16 protein-coding genes are annotated in these 18878 nt (G+C 64.7%); 4 read left to right on the forward strand and 12 right to left on the reverse strand.

Annotated elements, in window-relative coordinates; translation table 11 throughout:
- The first annotated feature begins 17 nt into the window (after nt 1–17).
- Nucleotides 18–455, forward strand: coding sequence for a MerR family transcriptional regulator (locus B5E42_RS08450; protein ID WP_087238620.1), 438 nt, complete (start codon nt 18–20; stop codon nt 453–455).
- A 127-nt stretch (nt 456–582) separates the two neighbouring features.
- On the opposite strand, the gene B5E42_RS19965 is transcribed toward B5E42_RS08450, so the two are convergent.
- The 12 genes from B5E42_RS19965 to B5E42_RS08505 all read right to left on the reverse strand — a co-directional run bounded on the left by B5E42_RS19965 (nt 583) and on the right by B5E42_RS08505 (nt 14590).
- Entirely contained in the window at nt 583–2091 is a 1509-nt protein-coding gene (locus B5E42_RS19965; protein WP_087238622.1) for a hypothetical protein, read from the reverse strand.
- Nucleotides 2084–2239, reverse strand: coding sequence for a hypothetical protein (locus tag B5E42_RS19150; protein ID WP_162613939.1), 156 nt, complete (start codon nt 2237–2239; stop codon nt 2084–2086). The genes B5E42_RS19965 and B5E42_RS19150 overlap by 8 nt, the downstream gene beginning before the upstream one ends.
- The gene (locus B5E42_RS08460; protein ID WP_087238625.1) at nt 2164–2622 is read right to left on the reverse strand and encodes a sigma-70 family RNA polymerase sigma factor; all 459 of its coding nucleotides are present in this window, start codon (nt 2620–2622) and stop codon (nt 2164–2166) included. Before B5E42_RS08460 ends, B5E42_RS19150 begins: the two co-directional genes overlap by 76 nt.
- 208 nt (nt 2623–2830) lie before the next feature.
- Nucleotides 2831–4402, reverse strand: coding sequence for a hypothetical protein (locus B5E42_RS08465; RefSeq protein WP_141242494.1), 1572 nt, complete (start codon nt 4400–4402; stop codon nt 2831–2833).
- A complete protein-coding gene (locus tag B5E42_RS19570) occupies nt 4296–4697 on the reverse strand; it encodes an S-layer homology domain-containing protein (RefSeq protein ID WP_141242495.1) in 402 nt (133 codons plus the stop codon). Before B5E42_RS19570 ends, B5E42_RS08465 begins: the two co-directional genes overlap by 107 nt.
- A 15-nt stretch (nt 4698–4712) precedes the next feature.
- Entirely contained in the window at nt 4713–5903 is a 1191-nt protein-coding gene (locus B5E42_RS08475; protein ID WP_242967066.1) for an ABC transporter permease, read from the reverse strand.
- Nucleotides 5900–6643: an ABC transporter ATP-binding protein gene (locus B5E42_RS08480; RefSeq protein ID WP_087238631.1), complete on the reverse strand. Its 744-nt coding sequence runs from the start codon at nt 6641–6643 to the stop codon at nt 5900–5902. The genes B5E42_RS08475 and B5E42_RS08480 overlap by 4 nt, the downstream gene beginning before the upstream one ends.
- Nucleotide 6644: 1 nt before the next feature.
- On the reverse strand, nt 6645–8384 hold the full coding sequence (locus B5E42_RS08485; RefSeq protein WP_242967067.1) for an HlyD family efflux transporter periplasmic adaptor subunit: 1740 nt from the start codon (nt 8382–8384) through the stop codon (nt 6645–6647).
- A 429-nt stretch (nt 8385–8813) separates the two neighbouring features.
- The gene (locus tag B5E42_RS08490) at nt 8814–9311 is read right to left on the reverse strand and encodes a response regulator transcription factor (RefSeq protein ID WP_087238633.1); all 498 of its coding nucleotides are present in this window, start codon (nt 9309–9311) and stop codon (nt 8814–8816) included.
- The gene (locus B5E42_RS08495; RefSeq protein ID WP_087238636.1) at nt 9304–10719 is read right to left on the reverse strand and encodes a HAMP domain-containing sensor histidine kinase; all 1416 of its coding nucleotides are present in this window, start codon (nt 10717–10719) and stop codon (nt 9304–9306) included. The genes B5E42_RS08490 and B5E42_RS08495 overlap by 8 nt, the downstream gene beginning before the upstream one ends.
- Before the next feature lie 148 nt (nt 10720–10867).
- The gene (locus tag B5E42_RS19155) at nt 10868–12403 is read right to left on the reverse strand and encodes a hypothetical protein (protein WP_087238639.1); all 1536 of its coding nucleotides are present in this window, start codon (nt 12401–12403) and stop codon (nt 10868–10870) included.
- Between the two features lie 27 nt (nt 12404–12430).
- Entirely contained in the window at nt 12431–14590 is a 2160-nt protein-coding gene (locus B5E42_RS08505) for an S-layer homology domain-containing protein (protein ID WP_162613941.1), read from the reverse strand.
- Between the two features lie 447 nt (nt 14591–15037).
- Here B5E42_RS08505 and B5E42_RS08510 point away from each other — a divergent pair, with 447 nt between their 5' ends.
- Genes B5E42_RS08510 through B5E42_RS08520 form a run of 3 tightly spaced genes read left to right on the forward strand, consistent with a single transcriptional unit; the run spans nt 15038 to nt 18825 of the window.
- Entirely contained in the window at nt 15038–16912 is a 1875-nt protein-coding gene (locus B5E42_RS08510) for an HlyD family efflux transporter periplasmic adaptor subunit (protein WP_087238643.1), read from the forward strand.
- A 12-nt stretch (nt 16913–16924) separates the two neighbouring features.
- Nucleotides 16925–17620, forward strand: a complete 696-nt coding sequence (locus B5E42_RS08515; protein ID WP_087238645.1) for an ABC transporter ATP-binding protein — start codon at nt 16925–16927, stop codon at nt 17618–17620.
- Complete coding sequence (locus B5E42_RS08520) at nt 17617–18825, forward strand: ABC transporter permease (RefSeq protein ID WP_087238647.1); 1209 nt, start codon at nt 17617–17619, stop codon at nt 18823–18825. The genes B5E42_RS08515 and B5E42_RS08520 overlap by 4 nt, the downstream gene beginning before the upstream one ends.
- The last annotated feature ends 53 nt before the right edge of the window (nt 18826–18878 follow it).

Genomic DNA, 18878 nt, shown 5'->3' on the forward strand with positions numbered 1-18878 from the left:
TATCGGGAGCTCAAAAGATGTATACAATCGGACAGGTCTCTGAGATGTTTCATATCCCCGTCTCCACCCTTCGGTATTACGACAAGGAGGGGCTCTTCCCCGGGCTGGAACGGGCATCCGGCATCCGGCGCTTCGGCGACGCGGAGCTGGAGGCCCTGCGGGTCATCGACTGCCTGAAAAAATCCGGGCTGGAGATCAAGGACATCAGGCAGTTCATGCAGTGGTGCTGCGAGGGCAGCGGAACCTATGGAAAGCGCAGGGAGTTGTTTGAGCGTCAGCGCCGGGTGGTGGAGCAGCAGCTGCGCCAAATGGAAAAGACCCTGTCCATGATCCGGTTCAAATGCTGGTATTATGAGCAGGCCCTTCAGGACGGCAGCGAGGAGCGGGTCACCCGGATGATGCCGGATCACCTGCCGGCGGAGATTCAGAGGCTCTATGACGATGCGCGGTCATGAGCCCGGAAGGGCTGGGCGCGCCCGCGCACAGCGCCGTCTGTCCTTGGATGAATTGCAGAGACTCCAGCAGGGGCACTCCCGCAGATGCGGGAGTGCCCCTGTTGTCCGATTGGCGGCCGTCTTCCGGTCACCACGTCTGATAGCTCCCCTTCTCCGCCTCGGATGCCGGGTAGAACTGGATGGCGGTCTGGGCGGTGTGGAAGGCGCCGAAGCCGTTCCAGATCCCGGATCTGTCGTACTCCTGGGCGGTCATGGCGGGGTAGTTCAGCCATTTGACCTGGTGGGTGTAGTTGATCCAGGAGTCCAGGAGCCACCCGTCCTCCACCGTCTCCACGCCGTAGGTCAGATAGCCCCGGCAGTACTCCCCCCGCCGCGGCAGGGAGAAAAGGGCGGTGGGGTCGGTGCTCTGACTCTCCCCCCAGAAGAAAGAGTTGGTGGTGTATGGCTCCGTGGAGATGCTGTAGTAGTCCCCTTCATAGGTGGTTCCCTGCCAGTCGAAGAGCAGCCGGCCGGTCACCTCCCCCTCCTGCCGCCAGCCGTCGAAGCCGTCACGGGTGGTGGGCCACAGGCTGATGCACTCGGTGGTTCGCAGACCGGGCTCCGCCTGCCAGAGGAAGTGGTGGATGATCCGCCAGCGCCCGCCCGGCAGCTCCACGGCGATGTCGCTCAGGCGCAGCTCCCGCACGTCGTAGACGGTTTGGACGTGGATGGTTCTCCCTGAGACGCTGCGCTCCTCCCGCCCGTCGTTGAAGGGCTCCTCGTGCACCTGGGCGGTCACGCTGAGGGCCCCCTCCAGCAGGGCCAGATCCCCGGGCGCCAGATCCTCCGCCACCTGCTCCGGCATCCCCAGCGCCAGCAGGCTGTCCCGGATCTCCTCCAGCTGCTGCTGTTCTCCGGCCTCCACCGGACTCCACTCCATGGGATAGCGGCAGAACGCCGTCCCCGCCACCAGGAGCCCCGCTGCCAGGAGAACCGCCCAGGTGATCCACACCGCCAGTTCGGACAGGCGCGCCCCGGCGGCCCGCACCACGTAGCCCGCCCCGTCCAGCAGGGCGGGCAGCTTCGCCAGGCTGCGCATGATGCAGATGTAGAGCCCCAGAAAAATCACCGCGAAGAACAGCCCCTGGAGCTGGAGATTCCCCCCGCCCAGCAGGCCCAGGGCCACCAGGGCGCACTGGAACGTCAGCAGGGCCGCCGCCGCCCCGGCCCTGTCCTCCTGCCCGGCACACCGGCGCACCGCCCGGATCCCCCGCCACAGGCAGAAGCTCCGCACCAGGCCCAGCAGGGCCAGCGCCGCCCCCAGGGGCGGGAGATCCCGGGCCCAGATGGTGGCGTCCATCACCCGTCCCACATAAAAGGAGGCCAGATCCAGCAGGCTCAGCCCCCAGCAGAGGGCAAACCAGCGGTTTTCCCGCCGCAGGGTGCGGAACCCCAGGAACAGCAGCACCACTCCCACGGCGGGGAGCAGGTAGTTCAGGTACCAGAAGTTCAGGGTCAGGGTGGTCAGGCCGGTTCCCCACACGATGCGCACCATGGCCCGCCGCCAGGGGTTCACCTCCGCCACCGTATCGTCGGGCAGGGGCAGCGCAGTCAGCTCCTCCTCCAGCATCCGGTCAAATTCCCGGTCATCACCCATCCAGCTCACCTCCCAGCTCCTTCCGCAGGCGGCGGCGGAGCCGGTGCAGCCGGCCCTCCACCCCCCGCGGGGTCAGCCCCAGCTCCGCCGCCATCTGGGCGGTGGACTGGAGGTAGTAGTATTTCCGGTACAGCAGCTCCCGCTCCATACCGCCCAGCCCGTCAATGACCTCCGGAGCCGCCGCAGCCGCTCCTTCCGCAGCATCACTCCTCCGGGCCGGGGAGGGTCGGGGCGTCGGGGACAACTCGGAAGCTCCGCCGCCGCGGCCTCCCCGGCGCGCAGGCGGTTCCTCGCCGTGTTCCGGGCCACCGCGGACAGCCAGGCCGGGAATCCGCCCCGCCCCCGGTCATACTGCCCGATCCGATCCCAGGCCCGCATGACCACGTCGTTCAGGCACTCCTCCCGCTCCCGGGGATCGGGCAGAATGGGCGCGATGATATAGCGCAGCATGGGGCCGTAGCAGCGCAGCAGCTCGTCCGCGCCCCGCTCCTCCCGCCGCACCAGCAGCTCCACCAGCTCCCGGTCGTCCATGGGCCTCCCCCTTTCTTCCTTCCTATATGATTATACACGCTGAACGGGGCGGATCCCATGCCGGCGGGGGGAAAATTTGAAACCGGACAGGCCGGAGGGTTTATCGACAGCCTAAGGCCGGAGGGGGAATCCCCCTCCGGCCTATCCGGTTGGTTCGGTTCGGGCGGCAGTTATCTGCTGTGAGGCGCGTCCTGCCCGCATGCCGCGCTTACTTCGGCACCGCCACTAGAATGCGGATGCGGCCGCCGGCGGCGCAGTCCAGATCGTCGTACCAGCCGGTGAGGCGGTAGTCCTCGTCATTGATCTCGGACAGGGTGGTCACGTAGTAGGTGTTGGAGCTGCTGCTGTCCTTGAGCAGCACCTCCAAGTCGTCGGCCAGCATGTATTTCTTGTTCCCCGCCATGGCGTACAGGTCGGAGAGCTGGCTCAGGGTGACGGACTCCAGCTGGCGGATGCTGCTGATGCTGCCGTTGTTGTAAATGAGGGCGATGCCCCCGTGGGTGATGTTGTAGTTGGTGGAGCCGCTGACGGTATAGGTCTCCCCGTCCAGCAGATAGGTGTAGGAGGCGGAGATCTCCAGATTCTCGGAGTTCACCTCGCCGTCCACCAGGAAGGCATAGGTATAGGTGTCGCCGGTGACCTGGTTGAGAATCAGCCGGTCGATCTCCCCCAGCTCATTGAGGGAGTAGTAGCTCACGTCGTCGGACTCCAGCTCGGCGCCGGCCAGCCGGTCGGGGTAGATGCGGGCGTAGCCGCCCTCGTCGTCCACGTCCAGGATCTCCACGTCATCGGCGAAGTCATAGCTGCCCAGGCTGCTCCCGTCCCGGGATACGTCGCCCTCCAGCCCCTTGGAGCTCAACGTCCGCAGGCGGGTGGCGCCGTCCTCTATGGTCACCGACACCACCCGCCCGGCGGAGTAGGCCGAGCCGCTGTGGTAGAAGGTGCGCTGGGTGCCGTCGGTGCAGGCCACCACCGTGGTGGTCTGGACGCTGGTGCTCTCCTCGCTGGTGGTGGAGCCGTCGGCGGCGCCCTTGGTGCTGGAGAGCACCACGCCGTAATAGGTCATATCGGCCTCGGCGGCGGAGACGGCCTGCACCACCTCGCCGTTCATGCCCAGCAGCAGGGTGACGGTGTCGCCGGCGGAGAAGTCCCCCTGGCTGGAGAACTGATAGACGGCGGTGGAGGTGCCCAGCTCATAGGTGCCCCCCGCCACGGTGACGGAGGTGGGGGCCGTCGTGCCGGGGGAGACGGCGGTGAGGGTGCCGGTGACCCGGTCGCTGTAGATCCACACGGTGCGCAGGTTCTCGTTGTAGTAGTACACGTCGTACTGCTGCACCGCCGACAGCCCGGAGGCCGTGCCGTTGCGGTAGACCGTGATGCCGCTGGTGGAGAAGGGCAGGCTCAGGGAGCCGGAGTCCGCCACGTAGGGGCCCTTGGTGTCGGCGGTGACCAGGGTGGAGTAGTCCACCTCCCCGTTGGTGACGGTGTAGCCCAGGGTGGTACCGTAGACGGTGCCCTCGCTGTTTTCACTGACCAGCAGGTTGTAGAACAGGGTGACGCAGTCCTGCCGGGTGAGGGTCTCCCCCTGGGACACGTCCAGATCATCCAGCAGGCCCAGGGAGCGGGCCTTGGACAGCTGGGCCTCGGGGAAGGAGCCGCTCAGGCTGCCCGAGTCAAAGCCCAGCAGCCGCAGCAGGGCGGTGCAGGCCTCCTCCAGAGTGATGGAGCTGCCGGGACGGAAGGAGCCGTCCACGTAGCCGGTGACCCACTCCTGCTCCACCGCCAGCTGGATATAGCCGTTGGCCCAGTAGCCGCTCTTCACGTCGGTGAACAGGGAGGCCCCCCTGTCCGGTGCCCACCGCGTCCTGGTAGGTGGAGGCGGCGGTCATCATCTTCACAAATTCCGCCCGGGTCACCGGGCTGCTCAGGTTCAGGTTTCCGCTCTCGTCGCCGGACAGGATGCCCAGGGCCCGGATGGTCTCCAGCCGGGTGTCCGCGTCCGCCGCCAGGGCCGGCGCCGCCAGGGACAGGGCCAGGCACAGGGCGGTGAGCAGGGAAAGAAAGCGCAGTTTCAAGTTGATTCCTCCTTCTCAGTCGTAGCGCAGCGCGTCGATGGGGTTGAGCTTGGCGGCCTTCTTGGCGGGCAGGTAGCCGAACAGGATGCCGATGCCCACCGAGATGCCGAAGGCCAGGGCCACCGCCGCCAGGGTGGGGGCCACCGCCAGGGTCTCCTCCATGAGGCGGGTGACCACCTGGGAGGCCGCGGCGGAGAGCAGATAGCCGAACAGGATGCCGAAGATCCCGCCCAGGGCGCTGGTGCAGGCCGCCTCGATGACGAACTGCTGCATGATGTACCGCTCCTTGGCGCCCAGGGACTTGCGGATGCCGATCTCCCGTGTGCGCTCGGTGACGGACACCAGCATGATGTTCATGATGCCGATGCCGCCCACCACCAGGGAGATGGCCGCGATGCCCGCCAGCACCCCCACCAGGATGTTGATCATGCTGGTCATGGTCTCCACCATCTCCGCCATGCTGGTGACGGTGTAGTAGTCGTCGCTGGAAAAGATCTCATAGAGGGCGTTCTCCAGGGCGGCCACGCTCTGGTCGAGCTGGTTCTCGTCCTTCACAGTGACCACATAGCTGCTCACCTCGCCGGAGATGCGGGAGGCGGTGGTGTAGGGCAGGTAGAGGCAGTCGTCACCGCTCCCCTCCTCCAGAGTGTCCTCCTGCTGGGCGAGCACCCCCACCACGGTGAGGCTCTGGCCCCCCACCCGCAGGGTCTGGCCCACGGCGCTGCCGCCGAAGTAGGCCTGGTCCAGGTAGGCGCCGATGACGCACACCTTGGCGCGGAGCTTCATGTCGCTGTACTGGAGGTTGCGGCCGCTGGAGACGGAGGCGCCGGAGATGTCCACATAGTCCTCGCTGACGCCCTGGACGGAGGTGGAGCTCACCGTATCCGAGCCGATCTTCACATAGCCGTTCATGGACACCGTGGGGGAGCACAGATCCAGATAGTCGCTGTTCTCCTCCACGATGTCGTACATCTCATCCACGCTGAGGCTGCGGGTGGAGCCGCGGGACATGACGTTGACGGTGAGGGTATTGGTGCCCAGGCCGGAGAAGCTGTCGGTCATATACTGCTCCAGACCGTTGCCCAGGCCCACGATGACGATCACCGCCGCCACGCCGATGATGATGCCCAGCATGGTCAGCAGGGTGCGGGTCTTGCTGGAGAGGATGTTCTTGACGGCCAGGGAGAAGGATTCCAGGATGCTCAAGACGCCGCACCTCCCTCCGTGCCGGCGGCCCGGGGCGTCACCACCGCATCAGGGGCGTCGGCGGGGCCGTCGTAGATCACGTGGCCGTCCTCCAGGCGGATGATGCGCTGGGCCTGGACGGCGATGGAGTTGTCGTGGGTGATGAGCACCACCGTGTTCCCCGCGGCGTGGAGCTGCTGGATGATGCCCAGCACCTCCCGCCCGGTGCGGGAGTCCAGGGCGCCGGTGGGCTCGTCGGCCAGGATCACCGACGGATCCCCCGCCAGGGCCCGGGCGATGGACACCCGCTGCTGCTGGCCGCCGGACAGCTCGGAGGGCTTGTGCTTATACTTCTCCCGCAGGCCCACCATGTCCAGGGCCAGCAGAGCCCGCTCCCGCCGCTCCGCCCGGGGCACCCCGGCGTACATCAGGGGCACCTCCACGTTCTCCACCAGGTTCAGCTTGGGCAGCAGGTTGTACTGCTGGAAGATGAAGCCCAGCATCTCATTTCGGATCTCGGCCAGCTCGTTCTTGTTCATCTGGCTCACGTCCCGGCCGTCCAGCAGGTAGGTGCCCTCGGTGGGCACGTCCAGGCAGCCGATGATGTTCATACAGGTGGACTTGCCGGAGCCGGACTGGCCCACGATGGCCACGAACTCCCCCTTGTAGATCTGAAAGGAGATGCCGTCGGCGGCCTTCACCACCGTGTCCCCCATGTAGTAGTACTTGCACGCGTCCCGGAATTCAATGAGCGCCTTCATCTCAGAAGCCCCCCGGGCCGCCGCCCATGCCGCCGCCTCCGCCGCCGGGCATGCCGCCCATCATGCCCATGTCACTGTCCGAGGAGGTGGTGGGTATGTAGACCACCGTGTCCCCCTCCTGCAGGCCGGAGGTGATCTCAATATAGCTGTCGTCGCTGATGCCGGTGGTCACCTGGACGGAGACATACTGGGAGGCTTCGTCCCCGGCGGTCTCCGCGTCTCCGCCGTCTGCGGGAGTCTCCGCGTCCGTACCGTCCTCCGGCTGCTGGGCCTCGGCGTTGGCGGCGCTGGGGGAGTCGGCGGTGAGCAGCACCGTGTCGCCCCGGTTGAGGGCGGCGGAGGGGATGGCAAGCACGTCCTCGGCGCTGTCCAGGGTGATGGTGGCGTCCACGCTCATGCCGGGCAGCAGCCCGTCGGTCTCGTCGATGCGGATGGTCACCGGGTAGGTGGTGGCGCTGCCGGAGGAGGTGCCCGCCACGCTGACCTTGGTGACCACGCCCTCATAGGTGGTGTCCTCCACCGCGTCGGCGGTGACGGCCACGGTCTGCCCCACCTGGATGTTGGCGATGTCCAGCTCATCCACGCTGAGGGTCATGGTGAGGTAGGACAGGTCGTAGATGGTGTACAGCACCTGGTTGGCCTCGGTGATCTCGCCGGCGTTGTAGTATTTGTCCACGATGGTGCCGGTGATGGGGGCGGTGACGGTGTAGTCGTCCAGCTGCTCGGTCTGCTTTTCATAGGAGATCTGGGCGTTGCGCAGGCTCTCCTGGGCGCTCTGCACCTGGTCGGAGAGCTCCTCGCTGGTGAGCTGGAGGAGGGTCTGCCCCTTGCTTACCCGGTCCCCCTCGGCCACGGAGATGGAGGACACGGTGCCCGCCACATCGGCGGTGACGGTGGCCTCGCCGGCGTAGGCAAAGGTGCCGCCGGAGCTGCTGCCCACCCCGTTGACCCTGGCCGAGGCGGACTGGCTGGTGGACAGGCCGCCGGGGTTGGATACGTCAATGGTCACATTGCGCACGATCATGTTGCCGGTGAGCACCTCGGTGTTGCCCGAGATCTCGCTGACCGTGCCGGTGAGGGTCTCAAAGGTGGAGTCCAGGGTCACCGTGGCGCTCTGGCCCACGTAGAAGCCCGCCGCGTCGTCGGCAGGGAAGGGCACCGTGAGCTCCATGGTGTCCGAGTCCCGGATGGTGGCCACCTGCTGCCCGGCGGTCACCTCGTCCCCCACCTCCACGTCCAGGGTGTAGATCCGCCCGGCGGTGTCGGCGGTGACGGTGAGATCCTCCAGGCTCTCCACCGTGTTCTGATAGCTGCGCTCCGACTGGTTGAGGGAGATCAGGGCCTGCTCCAGGGAGTTGGCCGCGTCGGAGTCGTCGATGGTGTAGAGCACCGTGCCCTCCTCCACCTGATCCCCCTCCTCAAAGTCGGCGGTGAGGATGGTGCCCTCCAGCAGGGTGGTCACCGAGTAGGAGTCCGCCGCCTCCAGGGTGCCGCTGCCGGTGATGGTGGAGGTGATGGTGCGCCGCTCCACCTGGGCGGTGGTATAGGCGCTGTCCGCGGCGGCGGCGGTGTTCTGGCTGCCGCCCAGGAAGTACCAGCCCCCGCCGCCGGCGATGGCCAGCACCACCGCCAGGGCGATCAGCCGCTTCACCGGAATCCTGCGCCGCTTCCTGGGCGGGGCGCCGTCAACCGCCGCCAGGGCGCCCTCCGCCGCCTTCCCGCGCTTCCACTGCAATTTCATATCGTTCATCCGTCCTTTCCTGAAACGGGTTTCTGGTTCGGTACCTATTGTACCGGCGGAAGGTGAACATTCCCGGCGGAAAATCGAAACAAACTCGAAACAGCAGCCAAACAATGGAAAAACAAAGCAGGGGGCGCCGCGTCTGCGGCGCCCCCTCAGGCCGTCGATAAACCCTCCGTGAGGAAAAGCCTCGCAGAGTTCCTGCGGCCATCTCGGCCTAAGAGCCGCCGCAAGCGGCGGTTGGCCTCGAAACGCGCCTGCGGGCGCAGGCAGCCGCAGGAATAAAATCAAAATCCGTCATTTCCGGGGACATGCGCCTTGGAAATGACACTTTTCATGGCGGAAGGGGTGACTTTTTCGCAAGAAAACGAACCCCTTCCGCCATGTGATCTTTCTCGAAAAAGCGGCTTTGCCGCTTTTTCGACACGCTCAGGGACGGTTGAGGCGGTAGCCCGCCCCCCATACCGTCTCGATAATCCTCGGGTTGGAGGGATCATCCTCGATCTTGTCCCGGATGCGGCCGATGTGGACGGTGACGGTGGCGCTGTCCCCCAGGTAGTCATAGCCCCAGATGGCCTCGAACAGCTGCTCCTTGGAGAAGACGATGTTGGGGTTCTCCGCCAGGAATTTCAGCAGCTCAAACTCCCGGTTGGGCAGGCGCAGCTCCCGCTCTCCCTTGTACACCTTCCAGCTCCGGGGGAGGATGGGCACGTCGATCTTGTCCCGCAGCTGGCGGCAGATGTCGTAGCCGTCCCGCCCGGGCAGCATCACGTCCAGCAGGATCAGATCGTACTCGCCGGACAGGGCGGCGGCCGCCGCCGCATCCCCATCGGCGGCCAGTCCGGTGGAAAAGCCGGCGATCTCCAGATAGTCCCGCTCCAGCATGGCGATGTCGTTGTCGTCCTCCACAATCAGAATCTTACGCATACAGCTCCTCCTCACAGGGCAGAGAGATCTCAAACACCAGCCCGCCGTCGTCCCAGGCCGTCACCGTGCCGCCGTGGGCCTCCACGATGTGCCTGACGATGTAAAGGCCCAGGCCGCTGCCCTCGCCGTTTTTTCCGCTGCGGGAGGCGTCCCCCCGCCAGAACTGCTCAAACAGGAAGGGCAGCTGCTCCTCCGGCACGCCCCGGCCGTTGTCCGCAAAGCGCAGCCGCTCCGTGCCTCCCCCCCGCCAGACGGTGAGGGTGAGCACCAGGGGCTCCGCCCCGGCGTAGCGCAGGGCGTTGTCCGTCAGATTGGCCAGCACCCGGCCCATCTGCCCGGTGTCCATGCGCACCGGGTGGGGGGCGGGCGCGCCCCGGAGGACAAACCGGCCGCCCCGCTGTGCCAGCTCCCCCTCCGTGCCGCGGATATAATTCCGGACAAACTCCCCCAGATCCGCCCGCACGGGGGACAGGGGCAGGCTGCCCGTCTCCATCCGGGAGAAGTCGAACAGCCGCTGGAGCAGCACCTCCATATCACAGGCCTTCCGGTAGGCGATGTCCACGTACTGCGCCCGTTTTTCCTCCGTGCTGGCCACCCCGTCCCGCAGGCCCTTGAGGTACCCCTGCACCGAGGTGAGCGGGGTGCGCAGATCGTGGGAGATGCCCGCCACCAGGTCGGTGCGGGCCCGCTCGTAGGCGGCGTTTTTCTCCCGCTCCTCCAGCAGGTGGCGCTGCATCTGCTCAAAGGCGGCGCACACGGCGGTGAACTCGTCCTGCCCGCCGTAGCCCACCGGCCGGGTGTAGTCCCCCGCCTCCACCCGCCGGGCGGCGTCCGCCAGGGCGTTCACCGGGCGCATGATGTGCTTCACCTGAAAGTGGGTGGATATCAGGCTGAGGGACACAATGAGCAGGATGGCGGCGGCGCCGATGATCAGCAGGGAGAGCAGGGACGCCTCGGTCTGGGGCCGCTGCCGCCCGAAGAACTCCGGCAGATCCGGGCGGCTCATGGCCACCAGGGTATAGCCGCCGGACTGGATCCCCACCAGCAGGGCCGCGCCGTTCCACAGCTCCGCCGCCTCCCCCTCCGGCCAGGAGGCGGGAATCCCGCCGTGCCGGAGCAGGTCGCTCTGCAGGGGGCTCAGGGAGGAGAACACCTCCGCGCCGTCCCGAACCGCGTAGAGCTGATAGCCCAGCGCCTCCAGCTGCAGGTTCAGCTCCTGCCAGCCGCCGCTGCCCTCCCAGGACTCCAGCAGCTCCGCCGCCTGGGCGGCGCCGGGATCCTCCTCCGGCGGGGCCTGGCTGGTATAGTGGTCGCTCACCCGGCGGATCACCTCGCTGCTGATGAGCAGAAGGGCCACCAGCGCCAGCACCACCACAATGGTATTGGTTATAAAGATGCGCCGCTTCATTACAATCACCCACGATAGCATAGCGGGCAATTGTAAACGCTTGGCTGAGATTTTCTAAATTTTTTGCAAACTCCTGGAAAAGCCCGGGCCCCCGGGGCGGATGCCCCGGGGGCCGCAGGTTGGGGAAATGCAAAGGGAGGGTGAGGGATCAGGTGCCAGAAGAAGAAATTGTAGCCCCGCTGTCCGGAATGTTGGTCAACGTGTACACGTAGTCGCCGTTGGATCCCTGCCTCGAAAGGCTGCCGGCATCGGTGCTAAGATTGGCATCCGAGCAGGTGAACTCCAGATAGTAGGTTCCATCCTCATTCACTTTGGAGAGGGTGGAGGAGCCGAGGCTCGCGCCGGTCTCAGCATCCCATGCAGTCACACCACTGCTGAAGGTGACGGTGGGATTGGCTTCGAGACGTACACCGATGATCAGCTTGTTGCTGCCGCTGTCCACATCCGCCAAATCTTCGCTGTCGATTGTGTATACGCCATTCTCGTCAGCCGTAAGTTCAATCGCAGAAACATCGCTTGCCAGCATCCAATTCACGCGCCCCAGGTGATAGCCATCGGGGATCTGCACTGTAAAGGTGACATCCTCCGTGTTGTCAAAGTAGCTGTTCTCGCTGATGCCGATAATCACGTCATCAGCATCCACGTCATCGTTGCCATTCATGACGAAGCTGCCAGTCATGGCGGAGTAGATGGCGCTCTGGGTCACGGTGATCGTGACATCACTGCTGGTTGCTGCGGCAGGGAGGGTGTAGGTCGTGCCGCCGCCGGTGCAGGTTCCCTCGTCAGATGTGTTTTTCCACGCAACCGACTGGATGCTCATATCATCCGCGGGGGTAACAGTAAAGGCAACGGCGGTACCCTGTACCGCATAGCTGGGATCAAAGCCCTTCACGGTTGCGCCATTGTCCTCAACAGTGACCTGAACCAGGGCCTGGCGGGTCACGACAATGGTATAGGCCCGGCTGGAATAGTCATCGGCAGTCAGCAGGATGGTGTAGGTAGCAGTGCCGGCAGTGGTGCCAAGGGTGGCGGTGTTGCTGTCCAGAGCCGCGGCCCTGCCGGCAGTGGTCTCGATACTCTTGCTGTAAGAATCGGGGCCGGAGATGGTGACATTAGCGGACACATTAGTGGTAATTACAAACAGAGACTCGTCATTCATGGCAGACGTACCCAGAGTGACGGTGCCGGTGGTGCCGCTGAAGCTCACGGCCACGCCCTTGACGGACAGGGCGGTGATGCCCAGCTCGCCTTCCTCCACGTCGGAGCTGCTGCCGCCGCCGGTGGAGCCGCCGGAGGAGGTGCTGCTGTCATAGCAGACATAGACCTCGGCCACCTCGCCGTCGTCGTTCAGGAAGACGTAGACGGTGCCGGTGAAGGAATCCGACGTGTCATAGTCGCGGGCCAGGCTGCTGGCGGTGACGGTCTCGGCGTCGCCGTCGTCGTTGACAAAGATGGTGTAGTCGTCGGCCAGGGCCAGATCCACCGCCACGTCGTCATTCTCGAAGGAGAGCACGCCGCTGGAGTAGATCACGTCCACATCCTCCAGGCCGTAGTAGTCGAAGTCGCCGTCCTCGCCGGTGATCAGCTCGGCGTCGTTGACGTACTCGTCGCTGTCATAGGAGATGTCGTTGTACAGGCCGATGTCGGTGAAGGTGCTGTTGTCGGAGGCGCGGATGGTGCCCACCTCGCCGTTGACAATGGCGTCGTACTCTTAGTAGCTGTTGCCCTCGCTGTCCACGCTGCGGCTGGCGCTGTCGTCCAGGATGTAGACCCGGTCGTCGCTGCCGCCGGAGACGGACATGTTGTCGGAGTAGATGTACACCGCGTCGGCGTAGCCGTCGTCGTCCATGACCCAGGCCACCACGCCGGTCTCGCCGGAGCGCAGGGTGACGTCGGGCACGTTGCGGATGCCGGTGTAGGAGGACACGTCGCCGTCGTCGTTGATCACAAAGACGGTGGAGCTGTTGGCGCGGATACGGTCGCCGCTGCTGTCGCCGTAGTAGACATAGGCGCTGCCGGAGACGGCGATGTCGGTGCCGCCGGAGGCGCCGGTCAGGGTCTCACTGCCGCTGTCGGAGACGTCGTTCAGCTCATAGCTGCCGTCGCTCTGCTCGTCGTAGTCGTACCACTCGTTGATGGTCTCGTAGCTGTTGGTGCTGTCCTTAGCAATTTCGATCAGGGTGTCCCCATTATGGGTGGCCTCGCTGTCCTCATCCAGATCGATGACGGCGTAGGTGCCGTCGGTGAAGTAGGCGCGGGCCTCATAGTCGCTGCTTACGCCGCCGGTAGCCGCCACGCGGGAGATGAACACGTAGTCGCTGGTGCCCTCGGTGGCGTCGGAGTACACCACGTAGCCGTACTCGTCCAGCACCAGGGTGTAGGCCTCGTTCAGATCGTAGTCCAGGGCGGTGGAGTCGGTGGCCAGGCCGGACTCAAAGGTGCGGTTGTAGTAGTAGCGGGTGCCGTCCACGGTGACGCTGGAGCCCTCGGTGTAGGCGGTCACGTCGCCGTCCACGGTGTCGGCCAGGGCGATGGTCTGGATCTCGCCGTTGGCCACGGTGAGCAGCACATAGTCGCCGTCGGAGAAGGTGTCCAGGTTGTCGAAGTCCTCGTCATAGACGGTGAGATCCGTGGCGGCCATGGCGGTGCCGTCCAGGGCGTCCAGATCCAGCTCGCCGTCGGTGGAGTCGTAGTCGCCCTCCACCTGGGCCACATAGGTGTGGATCATGGTGATGGTCACATTGTTGTCGTCGTCCACGAAGACCTCGGTGAGCACGCCGTTGCCGGTGCGCTGACCACTGATCAGATCGCCATCGCCGTCCCGTACGCCTGCGGTATCGTCGCCGTTGCGGGCGATGAAGTCGTCCAGGTCGAAATCCGCATAGTCCACTTCCTCGCCGTCCACATATACATCCAGATCGGCGGAACCGTCGTCCAGATCACTGTAGACCGTGCGGCCCACCGCGTCATAGAGCTCGCCGGTCTCGGCGGTGGTGGTAAAGGTGGCGTCGGCGGTCTCGGAGAAGGTGCCGATCTCGGTGCGGCCGTCCAGCCAGGTCACGGAGGGGCGCTGGAAGCTGTCATAACCGGTCTCGTCCTTGGTCAGATCGGGGAAGTAGTACTCGCAGAACTGCTGCACCTCGTCGCCGTCAGAATAGCCGCGGTAGTCGTCCTCCTGGTCGGCGGCGATGGTGTCGGCGGCGCCGGTGATGACCACGGAGCTGCCGTCGGGAGTGGTGACGGAGGTGGAGCCGCTGCCGGTGTAGGTCACCATGTCGGCCTCCAGGGTCTGGAAGGCCATCTGGGCGGCGTCCTCACGGGAGATCACGTTGGCCAGCACCAGGCCGGAGGGGCTGATGCCCGCGTTTACGGCGTCGGCGGCCACGTTGATGGCCCAGTCGGTACCCACATAGCCCTCGGAGTCGGCATTGTAGCCCAGGGCCACCAGGCACATCTTGGCGAAGGCCAGGCCGGTCAGCTCGCCCTCGGGATCGAAGGCGCCGTTGCCGGTGCCGGCCAGGATGCCCTGCTGGGCGCAGTAGCCGATGTAGCCGGCAGACCAGCGGTCGGCGGACACGTCGCTGAACACCACGGAGTTGGTGGTCAGCTCCTCGGCATCCTCGCCCAGGAGCATGCGGCAGATGATCGCCGCGGCCTGCTCACGGGTCAGGGTGCCGTTGGGATCGAAGGCGCCGCTGTCGGTGCCCTCGAATACACCGAGGGCCGTCATGACCTGGGCCGCCTCGATGTTGGTGATTTCATCCGAATCGGTGAAATCACTGGAGCTCGCAGCACTGGCCCCGACAACCATCATGCCAATCAGCATGGCGGCCGTCAGAAGCAGGCTGAGAGTCCGTTTGAGGTTTCTCATCTTGGATTTCCTCCTTCTAAAATTTAAGGCAAAAGTTTCCATATCCACCTGTTTATGCTTGATGCGGGGGCACTAGCGGCGTATGTCGACCCTTGCGCGGGATTAGAAGTGAGGAAATCCTGCGGTATACGGGTGTTTTTAGATTGATTTGCAGCTTAAATGTTCCCATGGTAGACATTTGGTAGACACGAGACGGCAAAAGAAAGGGCGCGCAGCGGGAAGCCGCTGCGCGCCAATGGATTGCGGGATTGAATTGGTAGACGTCTGGTAGACGTTGCCTAGAATTGCATCGGACAGGAAACTTTTGCGCCGTTTGTACGTCTAAAAAAATAGATCTGCCAAAATTAAGGTTTCCGTAAGAACTTGTCACTGCTTTGTAATGCCAACGGGCGCGGCTTGTGCTACAATAAGCTGGAACAGGCAGTGCCAACCAAGGGAGGAAGGATTATGACAGAACAGCAGACCCCGGTGCTCACCCCGCCGGTGCAGCCGACCGCCCCCAAGGGGCCCAAGAAAAAGCACAAAGGACGCGGCAAGACCATTGCCGGAATCATTGTGGCCGCTGCGGTGGCCATCGCGCTGATTGTCCTGGTGTGGTACTTTGTATTCCGGGACACCACGGCGCTGGGCGACCCCATGACCACCACGGTCTACCGTGGCTCGATCCAGTCCACGGTGGAGGGCTACGGCCTCACCAAGGCCAAGGACTCCGCCACCATCACCCCCGGCACGGGCACCATTCTGGAGCTCTTTGTCCAGGAGGGCGACCAGGTCACCGCCGGGCAGCAGCTCTACCGCATGGACGACACCGTCGCCCGGGACGCGGTGGCCGATGCCCAGGAGACCGTGGACAACTGTCAGAAGGAGCTGGAGGCCGTCTACGAGAAGGTGGCCGAGCTCAACATCGCCGCCCCCCACGCCGGCAACCTGCGGGAGGTGGCCGATATCCAGGTGGGGGACACGGTGAGCGAGGGAACCACCATCGCCAAGCTGGTCAACGACACCAAGCTGCGGCTGTCCCTCTACTACAGCTATGCCTACGAGAATCAGATCCACGTGGGCCAGTCCGCCAAGATCTCCATCCCCGCCGTCATGGGTGAGTGGAACGGCACCGTGGAGCAGATCAACAAGGTGCGTTTTGTCTCCCCCGAGGGGGCCATCCACTTTGAGGTGGTGCTGTCCCTGGACAACCCGGGCACCCTCACCGAGGGGATGGACGCCTCCGCCGGCATCACCGCCGCCGACGGCACCGCCATCTACCCCTACGAGAACGGCAAGCTGGAGTACTATGAGACCACCGAGATCAAGGCCAAGGCCAGCGGCCCGGTGGAGAGCGTCAACCTGCTGGACTACGCGGATGTGGCGGCCGGGCAGACCCTGGTGCGCCTGGGCGCCCAGGATACCGACGCGGAGATCGCCGCCGCTGAAGAGGCCCTCAAGGCCGCCCAGGAGAAGCTCACCACCGCCAACGAGGAGCTGGCCGCCTACAACGCCGTGGCCCCCATCGACGGCACCGTCATCCAGTGCAGCCTGACGGCCGGCCAGGAGGTGACCTCCGGCCAGGGTCAGGGCATCACCATTGCCGACACCTCCGTCATGACCATCGAGATGCAGGTGGACGAGCGGAACATCCAGTACGTATCCACCGGCATGCCCGTGGACATCGACTACAACGGCAACTACCTCATGGGCACCGTGGTCTCTGTGTCCATGACCGGCACCGCCGAGAACGGCATGTCCACCTTCCCCGTGGTGGCCCAGGTGGAGAACCCCGACGGGCTGATCATGAGCAACTCCTACGCCAACTACTCCTTTGTGGCCAGCCAGTCCAACGACTGCCTGCTGGTGCCTACCGTGGCCCTGAAATACGTCAGCTTTGCCAACATGAGCGTGGGCGGCGACGGCATAGCGGACGATGGCATGGTGGATGGCGGCATGATGGTGGACGGCGGCGAGGTGGAGGTTATGCCCCAGTCCTATACCGGCGGAGCCGCTCCGAAGCCCCTGATGGCCGTGGCGGTGCCCATGCCCGGCGGTTCTTCCGGCGGCGGCACCATGGGCGGCGGCACCATGGGCGGCGGCACCATGGGCGGCGACGGGAGCACCGGCTATGTGGTCTTTGTCAAGGCCGACCAGGCCCCGGACAACGCCATTCTGGAGCCGGATCCCACCTGGGGCTGCCCTGAGGGCTTCTGGACGGTTCCCGTGGAAGTGGGCCTGTCCAGCACCACCGAGGTGGAGATCGTCAGCGGCCTGAATGAGGGCGATGAGGTGTTCATCGGCTACCAGAACCCGGACGAAGTCATGGGCTATGGCTATTAAGAGGACACCGCCATGCTCATTGATGTAAAGAACCTCTATAAGATCTACAACGAGGGGGAGGAGAGCGAGGTGCGGGCCCTCAACGGGGTCACCCTCACCATCGACCGGGGGGAGTTCGTGGCCATCATCGGCCAGTCCGGCTCCGGCAAGTCCACCCTGATGAACATCCTGGGCTGCCTGGATATCCCCACCTACGGGGACTACCACCTGGACGGGGTGGACGTGACCGAGCTCACCGACCGGCAGCTGGCCCACATCCGGAACAAGCAGATCGGCTTCATCTTCCAGGGCTTCAACCTGATCCCCGCCCTCAACGCCTGGGAGAATGTGGAGCTGCCCCTCATCTACCAGGGCATCCCCTTCTACAAGCGGGGGGATCTGGTGGAGGAGGCCCTGGAGCGGGTGGGCCTGGCCGACCGTTCCAGGCACAAGCCCACCGAGATGTCTGGCGGCCAGCAGCAGCGGGTGGCTATCGCCCGGGCCATCGCCACCCACCCCCCCATCATCATGGCCGACGAGCCCACCGGCGCCCTGGACTCCAAGACGGGCAAGCACGTGCTGGAGATCCTCCACGGGCTCCACGACGACGGCTCCACCGTCATCCTCATCACCCATGACAACGGCATTGCCGCCACCGCCGAGCGCATTGTCCGCATCTCCGACGGCACCATCATCTACGACGGCGGCAGAGAGGGGGCCTTTGCATGAATTTGAAGCAGGCCTTCAAGATGGCCGTCAAGTCCATTGTCTCCAAGAAGATGCGCTCCTTCCTGACCATGCTGGGCATCATCATCGGCGTGGCCGCGGTGGTCATCATGGTCTCCGCCCTCCAGGGGCAGAACAAGAAGACCATGGAGTACATTGAGAGCCAGGGCACCAACAAGCTGGAGGTGAGCGCCTACAGCTACGCCGGCAAAAACGTGTCCCAGGAGCTGTACGACTACTGCCTGGGCCTGGGCGATCTGGTGCAGGGCGTCACCCCCAACGGCCAGATTTACTCCGAGGTGGTCATCAAGTTCGGGAGCAAGACCATCTCCACCCAGAACTATGACGACTGGGAGAATACGCCCACCATCTACCTGGGCAGCGATCAGTACGGCCTGTGCAACAACTACACCATCGCATCGGGCCGGGAGATGTCCCACCTGGACATTGAAAAGGAGAACAACGTCTGCGTGCTGGGCGGCCGGGTGGCGGAGAACCTGTTTGACTTCGTAAACCCCGTGGGCCAGACCATCACCCTCAACGGAAGCCCCTTCACCGTGGTGGGGGTGTATGAGCGCAAGGACGTGGACAACTGGCCGGAAATGGACAACATCATCGTCCTGCCCTACACCCTGAGCCGCACCATGAACGACAACCAGCCCATCGAGAACTACTCGGTCAAGGCGGTGGACGCCACCTCCGCCTCCCAGGCCAAGGTGTGGATTGAGGGCTTCCTCCAGGGCCTCATCGGGGAGAACGGCTACTACTATGTCCAGAACTACAACGCCTCCATCGAGTCCTCTAACGAAATGCTGCTGATGCAGTCGCTGATCATGGGCTCCATCGCGGGCATCTCCCTGCTGGTGGGCGGCATCGGCATCATGAACATCATGCTGGTCACCGTCACCGAGCGCACCCGGGAGATCGGCATCCGCAAGGCCATCGGCGCCGAGCGCCGCAGCATCATCGTCCAGTTCCTCATCGAGGCGTCCATGCTCTGCGGCATCGGCGGCATCCTGGGCATCTTCATCGGCTACCTGGGGACGCTGATCGTGGGCAAGCTGCTGCTGAACATGATCCTATATCCCAGCATGCTCATCACCGTGGGCGCGTTCGTGTTCTCGGTGGCCCTGGGCATCGGCTTCGGCCTGTACCCCGCCATCAAGGCCTCCGGCCTCCAGCCGGTGAACGCCCTGCGGGCGGAGTAGTCCGCGGCAGCCCCTCCTGGGGACGGCTGCGATACATTATATTATATAAGGAG

Origin of the sequence: Flavonifractor sp. An10, assembly GCF_002161215.1 — a bacterium.
Lineage (GTDB): Bacteria > Bacillota > Clostridia > Oscillospirales > Oscillospiraceae > Flavonifractor > Flavonifractor avistercoris.

Coding starts and splice junctions, on each gene's coding strand:
- B5E42_RS08485 (WP_242967067.1), bottom strand. CDS start 8,384: ATGAAATTGCAGTGGAAGCGCGGGAAGGCGGCGGAGGGCGCCCTGGCG.
- B5E42_RS08450 (WP_087238620.1), top strand. CDS start 18: ATGTATACAATCGGACAGGTCTCTGAGATGTTTCATATCCCCGTCTCC.
- B5E42_RS19150 (WP_162613939.1), bottom strand. CDS start 2,239: ATGGAGCGGGAGCTGCTGTACCGGAAATACTACTACCTCCAGTCCACC.
- B5E42_RS08490 (WP_087238633.1), bottom strand. CDS start 9,311: ATGCGTAAGATTCTGATTGTGGAGGACGACAACGACATCGCCATGCTG.
- B5E42_RS19965 (WP_087238622.1), bottom strand. CDS start 2,091: ATGGGTGATGACCGGGAATTTGACCGGATGCTGGAGGAGGAGCTGACT.
- B5E42_RS08510 (WP_087238643.1), top strand. CDS start 15,038: ATGACAGAACAGCAGACCCCGGTGCTCACCCCGCCGGTGCAGCCGACC.
- B5E42_RS08515 (WP_087238645.1), top strand. CDS start 16,925: ATGCTCATTGATGTAAAGAACCTCTATAAGATCTACAACGAGGGGGAG.
- B5E42_RS08520 (WP_087238647.1), top strand. CDS start 17,617: ATGAATTTGAAGCAGGCCTTCAAGATGGCCGTCAAGTCCATTGTCTCC.
- B5E42_RS08460 (WP_087238625.1), bottom strand. CDS start 2,622: ATGGACGACCGGGAGCTGGTGGAGCTGCTGGTGCGGCGGGAGGAGCGG.
- B5E42_RS08505 (WP_162613941.1), bottom strand. CDS start 14,590: ATGAGAAACCTCAAACGGACTCTCAGCCTGCTTCTGACGGCCGCCATG.
- B5E42_RS08480 (WP_087238631.1), bottom strand. CDS start 6,643: ATGAAGGCGCTCATTGAATTCCGGGACGCGTGCAAGTACTACTACATG.
- B5E42_RS08495 (WP_087238636.1), bottom strand. CDS start 10,719: ATGAAGCGGCGCATCTTTATAACCAATACCATTGTGGTGGTGCTGGCG.